At 44.2% G+C, this 12,813-nt stretch carries 4 protein-coding genes and 2 pseudogenes; 5 read left to right on the top strand and 1 reads right to left on the bottom strand.

The window, feature by feature from the left end; all coding sequences use genetic code 11:
• The 3 genes from HMPREF2794_RS05895 to HMPREF2794_RS05885 all read left to right on the top strand — a co-directional run.
• A partial coding sequence (locus HMPREF2794_RS05895) for a glycoside hydrolase family 127 protein (RefSeq protein ID WP_210401121.1) occupies positions 1–1,173 on the top strand: 1,173 nt, incomplete at its 5' end.
• Between the two features lie 4 nt (positions 1,174–1,177).
• A complete protein-coding gene (locus HMPREF2794_RS05890; protein WP_029425539.1) occupies positions 1,178–3,007 on the top strand; it encodes a right-handed parallel beta-helix repeat-containing protein in 1,830 nt (609 codons plus the stop codon).
• Between the two features lie 36 nt (positions 3,008–3,043).
• Positions 3,044–5,254 (top strand): alpha-L-rhamnosidase-related protein, encoded by a 2,211-nt coding sequence (locus HMPREF2794_RS05885; RefSeq protein ID WP_055270750.1) that lies wholly within the window; start codon positions 3,044–3,046, stop codon positions 5,252–5,254.
• Here HMPREF2794_RS05885 and HMPREF2794_RS05880 read toward each other — a convergent pair.
• Positions 5,236–5,769 (bottom strand): GNAT family N-acetyltransferase, encoded by a 534-nt coding sequence (locus HMPREF2794_RS05880; protein ID WP_070751140.1) that lies wholly within the window; start codon positions 5,767–5,769, stop codon positions 5,236–5,238. The two genes, HMPREF2794_RS05885 and HMPREF2794_RS05880, sit on opposite strands and share 19 nt — an antisense overlap.
• A gap of 461 nt (positions 5,770–6,230) precedes the next feature.
• On the opposite strand from HMPREF2794_RS05880, the pseudogene HMPREF2794_RS05875 reads away from it, so the two are divergent.
• Positions 6,231–8,699: pseudogene (locus HMPREF2794_RS05875) on the top strand (hypothetical protein); the annotation flags it as partial.
• Positions 8,700–8,850: 151 nt separating this feature from the next.
• Positions 8,851–12,628, top strand: a pseudogene (locus tag HMPREF2794_RS05870) (malectin domain-containing carbohydrate-binding protein); the annotation flags it as partial.
• Positions 12,629–12,813 lie beyond the last annotated feature (185 nt).

Here is a 12,813-nt window from a genome sequence, read left to right as displayed (position 1 = left end):
GATGTATATGCCGAGACAGGAGAACAACAGTTGATGAAAAACCTGACTAGCATCTGGAATGACATTGTCACTCGGAAAATGTATGTGACCGGAGCCTGCGGAGCCCTCTATGACGGAACTTCTCCTGATGGTACCTGCTATGAACCGGATAGTATACAGAAAGTGCACCAAAGTTACGGTCGTCCCTATCAGTTGCCAAACAGCACGGCACATAATGAAACATGTGCTAATATTGGTAATATGCTTTTCAACTGGCGTATGTTGGAAGTAACCGGAGATGCAAAATATGCAGAACTGGTAGAGACTTGTCTTTATAATAGTGTATTGAGTGGCATCAGTCTGGACGGAAAGAGATATTTCTATACGAATCCCCTCCGTATTAGCGCCGATCTGCCTTATACACTTCGTTGGCCGAAAGAACGGACAGAATACATTAGCTGTTTCTGTTGTCCTCCGAATACATTGCGTACTCTTTGTCAGGCACAGAATTATGCTTATACATTAAATGATGAAGGTATCTATTGCAACTTGTATGGCGCAAATACATTGACAATCCACTGGAAGGATAAAGGTGAGATTGTCTTGACACAAGAAACGGATTATCCCTGGGATGGTAATGTACGCGTGAGATTGAATAAACTGCCTCGTAAAGCCGGAGCTTTCTCTCTTTTCTTCCGTATACCGGAGTGGTGCGAAAAGGCTACATTGACAGTAAATGGCGAGCCGGTGCAGATTGCTGCAAAAGCAAATACATACGCGGAAGTGAACCGTATATGGAAAAAAGGAGATATGGCGGAGTTGACAATGGACATGCCTGTCCGTTTGCTTGAAGCTCATCCTTTAGCAGAGGAAATCCGTAATCAGGTGGTCGTGAAACGTGGTCCGTTGGTATATTGTCTGGAAAGTATGGATATTGCGAACGGAGAGAAGATAGACAATATACTGATTCCCTCAGATATACAACTGACTCCCAGGAAGATTACGATTGAAGGTAGTCCGATAGTAGCGCTTGAAGGAAAAGCCCGCCTGACATCAGAAGAGTCATGGGAAGGAGTACTTTACCGACCGGTCGCCCGTGCCGGGAAAACTGTGGATATCCGTTTGATTCCTTATTATGCATGGGGGAACAGGGGAAAAGGGGAAATGACTGTTTGGATGCCACTAGCAAGATAAAAATATGATTAGAAAGAATGTGATAATAATGGGGGTATTACTAGCCATGAGTTCTACTCTTATGGCCGGCGATATCTGGGTTTCTCCGAAAGTGACCCTGACATCAGCTTTGCGACAGGCACGTGAATGGCGGCGAACCGGTGATGAACGTGCTCAGGGAGGGATCAATATTTATATAGAAGGTGGTACATATACATTTCATGAACCTGTTTTTATTCGTCCGGAAGATAGCGGAACAGAGGATTCTCCTACGGTAATTCGTTCCGCTACCGGTGAAAAAGTTGTGTTGAGTGGAGGTGTCCGTATCAATGGCTGGAAAAAACAGGGTAAGTTTTGGGTAGCGGATGTTCCGACATTTAACGGACGTCCGTTAGATTTCCGGCAGATGTGGGTGAACGGAAAGAAAGCTGTCCGTGCCCGTGATGTAGAAGATTTCGAGAAGATGAACCGTATTTGTAGTGTGGACGAGAAGAATGAGATTCTTTATGTCCCTGCCAGTGCAATACGTAAACTGACAGACGGGAAAGGCATTTTACAAGCCAAATATGCCGAAATGGTTCTTCATCAGATGTGGTGCGTGGCAAATCTTCGCATTAGTTCTATCGAAATACAGGGGGACAGTGCTGCCATATGTTTTCATCAACCGGAGAGCCGGATACAGTTTGAACATCCCTGGCCCCGTCCAATGGTTACGACGGACGGACATAATTCCGCTTTCTATCTGGTCAATGCACGTGAATTGTTGGATGTGCCCGGAGAATGGTACCACGATATAGAAAGCCGTAAAGTCTATTATTATCCGCGAACAGGAGAGAAGATGCAATCTGCTGATACGGAGGTGATAGTCCCTGCCGTTGAGACATTGGTGCAGATAGCAGGAACGTTGGATCGTCCGGTTTCGAATATTCGCTTTGAAAACATCACTTTCTCTTATACTACCTGGATGCGTCCTTCCGAAAAAGGTCATGTTCCTCTCCAGACAGGGATGTATCTCACAGACGGTTACCGCATCGAACCGAAGATGCAGCGGAATTATTTGAATCATCCGTTGGATAACCAGGGATGGTTGGGACGACCGGCTGCGGCTGTCCGGGTGGTTGCTGCCAATCAGATTGATTTCGAACGTTGCAGTTTTGAACATTTGGGCTCTACCGGATTGGATTATGAGCAAGCTACACATGGCGGGGTGATTCGTGGATGTCTTTTCCGTGACATTGCCGGAAATGGATTGCTGGTCGGTAGCTTTTCTCCGGCTGCTCACGAAACGCATTTACCTTATGATCCTGCCGACCGTCGGGAAGTATGTACACATCAACAGATCGATAATTGCTATTTTACTGAAATTGGCAATGAAGATTGGGGATGCCTTGCCATCGCTGCGGGATATGTCAGCGATATCAATGTGGAACATAATGAGATCTGTGAAGTGCCGTATAGCGGTATCAGCCTCGGGTGGGGATGGACGCAGACGGTGAATTGTATGCGAAATAACAGAGTTCATGCGAATCTGATCCATCATTATGCCAAACATATGTATGATGTGGCAGGAATATATACACTTGGTTCCCAACCCAAAAGTTATGTAACTGAGAATTGTGTTCATAGCATCTATACACCCGGTTATGTGCACGATCCTAACCATTGGTTTTATCTTTATACGGATGAGGGTTCTTCTTTCATCACAGTCCGTGATAATTGGACGGAAGGAGAGAAGTACCTTCAAAATGCCAATGGTCCCGGCAATGTGTGGGAAAATAATGGTCCGAAAGTAGATACTGTTATTCGTGAGCGTGCAGGCCTGAAGGCGGAATACAGGGATTTACGGAATAATTAGAAGAAATATAAGAATCTGTTAGGAATAGAAAGAAAAATGAAAAATAGATGGATAATCTTATTGGGTGCATTGTCTTTGGCAAGTAGCACTTTTGCCCAAACCTGGATATGGTATCCCGGTGACTACGAAATTTGGTTGGGCAACCAGATGAACAACCGGCGTACAGAGCGTGGTGCCTTTTTTCCTCCCTTCTGGAAAACGGATAGTCACTATGTAGTCGTTGAATTCAGCAAGCAACTGAATCTTTCGGAACCGGAAGAGATTTTCATAGCTGCCGAAGGAAAGTACAATGTCAAACTCGACGGGAAACTTCAATTCGGTATGCCGGAAACGATGACTCTTCCTGCCGGAAAGCATAGTCTGAACATCAAAGTCTGGAATCAGGCTACTCCGCCCACCATTTATGTAAAAGGGAAGACTGTAAATTCTGATTCCTCCTGGCGTGTGACCTATGAAGATAAGGAATGGATTGATGAGAGCGGTAAAGCCAGCGATACCTCTGCTACCGTTTACATGGATGCCGGATGCTGGAATTTTGATGGTGCCACTCAGCGCCCTTCTCAATTCACTTTGCTTCGCGAACCTCATCAAGCTGTCTCTAAGACAGAGCAACCGGAGGGGGGAACTCTTTATGACTTTGGCAAAGAGACTTTTGGATATATCACTTTGAAGAATCTTTCCGGGAAGGGGCATATTGCTATATTTTATGGTGAAAGCCCGGAAGAAGCAAAGGATAAAGAGTTTTGTGAAACACTGGACAAGCTGTTCGTAGAATCGGGGCAAGTAACTGATCTTGCCATCCGTAGTACCTCTCCTTTAAACGATTCGGCTAATGCATATACGTTGGAAAACAGTAAAGCTTTCCGTTATGTTTATATCACTCATGAGCCCGGAGTACAGATAGGAGAAGTATCCATGCAATACGAGTATCTTCCTGAAGAATATCGCGGCAGTTTCCGTTGCAATGACGAGGAACTGAATCGTATCTGGAAAGTGGGTGCATATACCATGCATCTTACTACCCGTGAATTCTTTATCGATGGAATCAAACGTGACCGTTGGGTATGGAGTGGTGACGCCATCCAAAGCTATCTGATGAACTACTATCTTTTCTTCGATAATGAATCAGTGAAACGCACCATCTGGCTGCTTCGCGGCAAAGATCCGGTGACTAGTCATAGCAACACCATTATGGACTATACTTTCTATTGGTTTCTGAGTGTTTATGATTATTACATGTATAGCGGTGACCGACACTTTGTTAATCAGTTATATCCGCGCATGCAGACGATGATGGACTATGTATTGGGACGAACGAATAAAAATGGAATGGTAGAAGGACTGTCCGGCGATTGGGTATTTGTGGACTGGGCAGATGGTTATCTGGATAAAAAAGGAGAATTATCTTTTGAGCAAATACTCTTCTGCAGGAGTCTGGAGACGATGGCTTTATGCGCCGACTTAGTCGGAGATTCAGACGGAAAACAGAAATACGATAAACTGGCTTCTGCATTGAAGGCTAAACTGGAACCGACTTTCTGGAATACACAGAAACAGGCATTTGTACATAATAGTGTCAATGGCAAACAGAGTGATGCAGTCACTCGTTACGCTAATATGTTCTCTGTCTTTTTCCAGTATCTGGATGATAAGAAGCAACAGGCAATCAAGCATTCTGTCCTTTTGAACGACAGCATTCTGAAGATTACCACTCCTTATATGCGTTTCTATGAACTGGAAGCCCTCTGTGCTCTGGGCGAACAGGACGCTGTGATGAAAGAAATGAAAGCTTACTGGGGAGGTATGCTGAAAGAAGGAGCTACTTCTTTTTGGGAGAAGTATAATCCGGAAGAAAGCGGAACACAACATCTTGCAATGTACGGGCGCCCTTATGGAAAGAGCTTGTGCCACGCTTGGGGAGCAAGCCCTATTTATTTGCTGGGGAAATATTATCTGGGAGTGAAACCGGTAAAAGAAGGTTATAAAGAATTTAGCATTGCTCCGGCATTGGGAGGATTGAAATGGATGGAAGGCACTGTTCCTACTCCGAATGGTGATATCCAGGTCTATATGGATAGCAAAACAATCAAAGTAAAAGCAACGGAAGGCGAGGGATATCTGACAATCCGGAGTCGCCGCCAACCGAAAACAACTATTGGCAAGATGGAAAAGGTATCGGAAAATACCTGGCGCCTTTGGATTGATTCACCGGAAGAAAGAGTGATAAGCTATTTTAACTCGATATGATATACTACATGTCTGCAAAGTGCATGTCCCTGAGGAACAAGCGGATGGTTAAACTCTTTCATCCGCTCCATTCCTATTTTCTGCATTACCCGCTCCGAACGCAGATTGGGGAGGGAAGTAAACGAAAAGATTGTTTGGATATCTAAGTATTTGCGGGCATACTCCAAACAAGCCAATGCCGCTTCAGGAGCATAACCATGTCCCCAATACTCATGTGCCAGCCGCCAGCCGATTTCTACACCCGGAGCAAAGTCCACATCAAATGTAATCTGATGAAATCCCGTATAGCCTATAAAAGCATGATCTTCTTTACGCTCTACAGCGTACAAACCAAAGCCGCAAGTTTGGAACTCATTTTGGATACGATGATAAAAGGCCAATGATTCTTCGGGAGTCAGTGGGTTGAGAAAAAATTCCATCACATGAGGATCAGCATTCATGCGGGCAAAAGCTGAAATGTCTTCCTCTTTCCAATCGCGGAGAATCAATCGGGGTGTTTCTATGTAAATCTGCATAATGATAATGATAAATGGGGTACAAAGATATACTTTTGGATTTAAAAAGTTAAGATTTTATATTACTAAGCCGGAACTTTTTGAAATCATTATCTGTTTTATAAATATGACTGACATAAATAAACACCTTAATACATGCCTACTGATCTTATTATAATGAGTACAAACAGGGAGTTGCTTCGTCTTCTTATAGTATAGAAAGGTCAAATTACACAATTTATATCAGAAGAATGAAAAATACCAAATTGTTCATGTTTGCGGCGTGCACATTTTTTTTAGCTGCATGTGGTAAGCAAACCGTGAAAATAATGACTCCGTCGGATGCATCAAACCGTGTCCTGTTCAGTGCGGAACAGTTACAGACTATCTTGGATAAAGCCGGTTATCAGGTAATGATGCAACAAGGGGATACCACATTCTCCGATCCGGAAATAAAGACCATATTGCTGACAGAAGTAAACGATACAACGCTAAAGAAAGAAGGTTTTCATATTACAACTACCGGTAATCTGACAAAGGTAAGCGGTAGGGACGGAAGCGGTGTTATCTACGGATGTCGTGAACTGATAGATCGTGTGAACGATTCTGACGGCAAACTCAACTTCCCGGAAGAAATGAAAGATGCCCCGGAAATGGTACTTCGTGGCGCTTGTGTCGGTTTGCAGAAGATGACTTATCTGCCGGGACACGGTGTGTATGAATATCCGTATACTCCGGAAAGTTTTCCTTGGTTTTATGACAAGGAACAATGGATTAAATACCTTGACATGCTGGTTGCCAACCGCATGAATTCCCTGTATCTCTGGAACGGTCATCCGTTTGCATCATTGGTCAAACTGGAAGATTATCCGTTTGCCTTGGAAGTAGACGAAGAGACGTTCAAGAAAAATGAGGAGATGTTTTCTTTTCTAACAGAAGAAGCGGATAAGCGTGGTATCTTTGTGATACAGATGTTTTATAATATTATCCTCTCTAAACCATTTGCAGAGCATTATGGACTGAAAACACAAGACCGTAACCGCCCGATTACCCCTTTGATTGCAGATTATACCCGCAAAAGTATTGCCGCATTTATAGAGAAATATCCGAATGTGGGACTGTTGGTTTGTCTGGGTGAAGCCATGTGCACAGTGGAAGATGATGTGGAATGGTTTACCGAGACCATTATTCCGGGTGTAAAAGACGGATTACAGGCTTTGGGGCGTACCGACGAACCGCCTCTTTTGCTGCGTGCACACGATACGGACTGCAAACTGGTAATGGATGCCGCATTGCCGATATACAAGAATCTCTATACGATGCATAAATATAATGGTGAATCATTAACAACTTATGAACCCCGTGGTCCATGGTCGAAGATTCATACGGATCTGAGTTCTTTAGGCTCCATTCATATCAGCAACGTACATATTCTGGCGAACCTGGAACCGTTCCGCTGGGGTTCTCCGGACTTCGTACAAAAGGCGGTACAAGCGATGCATAATGTACATGGTGCCAATGCGTTGCACCTTTACCCACAGGCTTCATACTGGGACTGGCCTTATACAGCCGACAAGTTGCCGAACGGTGAACGGGAATTTCAACTGGACCGTGACTGGATTTGGTATCAGACGTGGGGACGCTATGCATGGAACTGCCGTCGTGACCGTACAGATGAGATTGGTTACTGGAATCATCAGCTAGGTAAGTTCTACGGAACATCTGATGAGAATGCGGGCAATATTCGCATTGCTTATGAAGAAAGCGGAGAGATTGCTCCGAAGTTATTGCGCCGTTTCGGCATTACGGAAGGAAACCGTCAGACATTGTTGCTGGGTATGTTTATGAGCCAGCTTGTCAATCCGTACAAATATACGATCTATCCGGGATTTTATGAAAGTTGCGGACCGGAAGGGGAGAAGTTGATCGAATTTGTAGAGAAAGAATGGAAGAATGAGCCTCATGTAGGTGAAATGCCTCTGGATATTGTTGCTCAGGTGATAGAACACGGTGACAAGGCAATAGCAGCGATCGATAAAGCAGCCACTTCCATCTCTTCCAATAAAGCCGAATTTGCACGTTTGCAGAATGATATGCACTGTTACCGTGAGTTTGCCTATGCGTTTAATCTGAAAGTGAAAGCTGCGAAACTGGTATTAGACTATCAGTGGGGAAAAGACATTAAGAAGCTGGAAGAAGCCATTCCTCTGATGGAACAAAGTCTGGAACACTATCGCAAGTTAGTGGAACTGACAGACGAGCATTATTTATACGCCAACAGTATGCAGACAGCCCAGCGCCGTATTCCTATCGGTGGAGATGATGGGCATAATAAGACATGGAAAGAACTGCTGGTACACTACGAAAAAGAATTGGAGAACTTTAAAGCGAACCTTACCATGCTGAAAGAAAAGCAGAATGGCAATGCCGTGACTGAAACGGTAGAGATTGCAGCCTGGACTCCTGCGAATGTGAACTTAATATCGAATTATCCGACAGTTAAACTGGATGAAGGAACCTCTTTATTCACAGACCTTTCGGGTAAAATAGAAGCGATTGCTCCCGAACTGAAAGGAATGAAGGCATTCCGCTTCAATGGAAATGAACAACGGGAGAAAGGGACAAGCATTACTTTTGAAACGAATGATCCGGTCAAACTGCTGGTTGCTTATTTCAAAGACGATCAGAAGAAGTATGCAAAGGCTCCCAAACTGGAGATTGATGCTTCTGCTAACGATTACGGTCAGGCTGAGCCGGTGTTGACAAATGCCATTCATATTAGTGGAATGCCGTTGGCAAATGTACATGCATATAGCTTCCCGGCTGGAAAACATACGTTGATGTTGCCTAAAGGCTATCTTCAGGTCCTTGGATTTACAGCTGCGGAAATGAAAACTCGTAATGCCGGATTAGCCGGAGACGAAGAAACAATGGATTGGTTGTTTTACTAATGAGCACTTGTTGCAAGCCTATATTTAGTTTCAAGCAATGAAACTGTTTGTTTCTCGGTGTGAAACCATTAGTTTCATGCCTTGAAACCTTTTGTTTCGAGCAATGAAACTAATAGTCACAACTTAGATAAAGATGATAGATAAAAGTATAATGAAGAAGTTATTACTGACATTATTTAGTATAGCTACTGTATGCACTCTGCATGCGCAACGTGAAGAAGTTACGCAGGAACGGATGGAGCAGATTTATGAGGAGGTAAAGACGCCCTATAAGTACGGACTTGCCGTTGCCCCGACCGACAATTATCATAAGATTGATTGTCCCACAGTATTCCGTCAGGGAGACAAGTGGCTGATGACGTACGTCGTTTATAATGGCAAGACCGGAACGGATGGCCGTGGATACGAAACCTGGATAGCAGAAAGTGATAATCTGCTTGAATGGCGTACTCTTGGACGCGTACTTTCCTATCGGGACGGAAAATGGGACTGTAATCAGCGTGGCGGATTTCCTGCGCTGCCGGATATGGAATGGGGAGGAAGCTACCAGCTTCAGACTTATAAAGGTCGTCACTGGATGACTTACATCGGTGGCGAAGGTACAGGGTATGAAGCCGTAAAAGCACCACTCTTTGTCGGACTGGCATCTACCAAAGGAGATATTTCTACGGCTCACGAATGGGAGTCTTTAGGCAAACCTATTTTAAGCATTCATGATAAAGATGCACAGTGGTGGGAAAAGCTGACCCAATATAAAAGCACTGTTTACTGGGATAAAGACAAAACCTTAGGGGCTCCGTTTGTGATGTTCTACAATGCGGGAGGGCGCCATCCGGAAACGGACTTAAAGGGAGAACGGGTAGGTATCGCACTCTCCAAGGATATGAAAACATGGAAACGCTATCCCGGCAATCCGGTCTTTGCGCACGAAGCGGACGGAACGATCACCGGAGATGCTCACATCCAGAAAATGGGCGACGTGTATGTGATGTTTTATTTCTCTGCTTTTGAACCCTCGCGCAAGTATAAAGCTTTTAATACGTTTGCTGCAAGTTATGATCTGGTCAACTGGACAGACTGGCATGGGGCTGATTTGATTATCCCGTCTAAGAATTATGACGAATTGTTTGCACATAAAAGTTATGTAATCAAACATGATGGAGTAGTTTATCATTTTTATTGTGCAGTGAATAATGCCGAACAGCGTGGTATCGCTGTTGCCACGAGCCAACCGATGGGACGTTCCGCAGTCCGCTTCCCGAAACCTGAAACAAAGAACCGTCGGATGATCACTGAACTGAATGAAGGCTGGAAAACTTGGTTAATTGACAATTCACAATTGACAATCGACAATTCAAAAGACCATTCAAAGGATAATCACCAATCACCGATTACCAACCGTCAATCATCAGTTATCGATTGTCGAATCCCCCATAACTGGGATGACTATTACGGTTATCGCCAACTAACTCATGGCAACCTACACGGAACAGCCATGTACGTAAAAGACTTCTCTCTCGATAATTGTCAATTGTCAACTGTCAATAGTCAATTAAAAAGGTATTTCCTGCGTTTTGAAGGAGTGGGTACGTATGCTACTATTAAAGTGAACGGACATGACTTCGGACGTCATCCGGTAGGGCGTACTACGTTGACATTGGACGTGACCGATGCACTGAAACAAGGAACAAATCGTCTGGAAGTAAAAGCGGAGCATCCGGAAATGATAGCCGATATGCCGTGGGTATGTGGTGGATGTTCGTCAGAGTGGGGATTTAGTGAAGGCTCTCAGCCGTTAGGAATATTCCGTCCGGTAGTGCTGGAGGTAACAGATGAGATTCGTATTGAACCTTTCGGAGTACACATCTGGAATGATGAAAAGGCGGCTAATATATTTGTAGAAACAGAGGTGAAGAACTATGGTAAGACCGGGGAAACGATAGAGGTAGTTAATAAATTGAGTAATGAGGATGGAAAACAAGTATTTCGTCTGGTAGAGAAAGTGACATTGGCTCCGGGAGAAATGAAGGTAATCCGTCAACAGGCTCCTGTAGAAAATCCTGTTTTATGGGATACGGAGAATCCATATCTTTATAAACTGGCAAGTATGATTAAGCGTGATACTAAAACAACGGATGAGATTTCAACTCCGTTCGGTATCCGTACGATCAGTTGGCCGGTGAAGAGAAATGATGGAGATGGTCGCTTTTACCTGAATGGAAAGCCTGTCTTTATCAATGGCGTATGCGAGTATGAACATCAGTTCGGACAGAGTCATGCATTCAGTAAAGAACAGGTAGCTGCAAGAGTGAAGCAAATACGTGCGGCAGGTTTTAATGCCTTTCGTGATGCCCACCAGCCACATCATCTCGATTATCAGAAATATTGGGATGAAGAAGGAGTCTTGTTCTGGACACAGCTTTCTGCCCACGTGTGGTATGATACTCCGGAGTTTCGTGAGAATTTTAAAAAGCTGCTTCGTCAATGGGTGAAGGAACGTCGTAATTCTCCGTCAGTAGTGATATGGGGATTACAGAATGAGAGTACATTGCCTCGTGAATTTGCACAGGAGTGTAGTGAAATCATTCGTGAAATGGACCCCACAGCACGTACAATGCGTATCATTACCACTTGCAACGGAGGTGAAGGGACTGACTGGAATGTAATTCAGAATTGGAGCGGTACATATGGAGGAGATGTTACGAAGTATGGAAAGGAACTTTCGCAGAAGAACCAGTTACTGAACGGAGAATATGGTGCCTGGAGAAGCATTGATCTGCATACGGAACCTGCGGAATTCGACGCAAATGGTGTATGGAGTGAGAGCCGTATGTGCCAGTTGATGGAAACAAAGATTCGTCTGGCGGAACAGGTCAAAGACAGTGTTTGCGGACAGTTTCAATGGATTTTCAGCAGTCATGACAATCCCGGACGTCGTCAGCCGGATGAAGCATACCGGAAAATAGATAAGGCAGGCCCGTTCAACTATAAAGGACTGGTGACTCCGTGGGAAGAACCATTGGACGTATATTATATGTATCGTGCCAACTATGTTTCGGCAGCCAAGGACCCGATGGTATATCTGGTATCACATACTTGGGCGGACCGTTTTGAGGAAGGGCGCCGTCGGGCTACGATCGAAGCATACAGTAATTGTGATTCCGTATTGCTTTATAATGATATGTCCAATGAAAAAGTGACTTATCTGGGACGTAAAAAGAATAATGGCACAGGTACTCACTTTATGTGGGAGAATCGGGATATTCGTTATAATGTACTTCGTGCTGTAGGATATTATAAAGGAAAAGCAGTTGTCGAAGACATTCTTGTACTCAACGGTCTGGAACAAGCTCCTCATTTCGGGATATTGTATCAGGACACAAAACCTCTATTGAAAGGTGAGGACGGATATAATTACCTGTATCGCATCAACTGTGGGGGAGATGATTTTACAGATAGTTTTGGTCAGTTATGGATGCAGGATAATACCAATTACTCCCGTTCATGGGCAACAAGCTTCAACGAGTTGAATCCATACCTTGCAAGTCAGCGCACTACGAGTGATCCGATTCGGGGAAGTCGTGACTGGAAGTTGTTTCAGCATTTCCGTTTTGGCCGCCATCAACTGGAATACAATTTCCCGGTAGCTGATGGAATGTATCGAATCGAATTTTACTTCACAGAACCTTGGCATGGAACAGGAGGCAGTGCTTCTGCCGATTGTGAAGGATTGCGCATTTTTGATGTTGCAGTGAATGACTCTGTGGTATTGGATGATCTTGACATTTGGGCTGAAAGTGGTCACGATGGAGCTTGTAAAAAAGTAGTATACGCTATTGTAAAAGGCGGATTATTGAAAATACATTTTCCGGAAGTGAAAGCGGGGCAGGCTTTGATTTCGGGTATTGCTATTGCTTCTGCCAATTCGGATTCGAAACCGACTCTATTTCCCGCATCAGACTGGAATTGGGAGAAGGCAAGTAAAGAAGTGATGGAGAAAACTCCGAAAGAATTGCTTCCCGAAGACAAAAATGCTCGTGTCAGCATAGCTTACGAAGCGGAAGCTGCTGTACTGAAAGGAAAATTCCAGAAGAAAGAACACCGCAAACAGATG

This window comes from Bacteroides sp. HMSC067B03, assembly GCF_001811315.1.
In the GTDB taxonomy this organism is placed as follows: Bacteria; Bacteroidota; Bacteroidia; order Bacteroidales; family Bacteroidaceae; genus Bacteroides; species Bacteroides faecis.
This window is presented reverse-complemented; position numbering and strand designations above follow the sequence as displayed.

Coding starts and splice junctions, on each gene's coding strand:
- HMPREF2794_RS05885 (WP_055270750.1), top strand. CDS start 3,044: ATGAAAAATAGATGGATAATCTTATTGGGTGCATTGTCTTTGGCAAGT.
- HMPREF2794_RS05890 (WP_029425539.1), top strand. CDS start 1,178: ATGATTAGAAAGAATGTGATAATAATGGGGGTATTACTAGCCATGAGT.
- HMPREF2794_RS05880 (WP_070751140.1), bottom strand. CDS start 5,769: ATGCAGATTTACATAGAAACACCCCGATTGATTCTCCGCGATTGGAAA.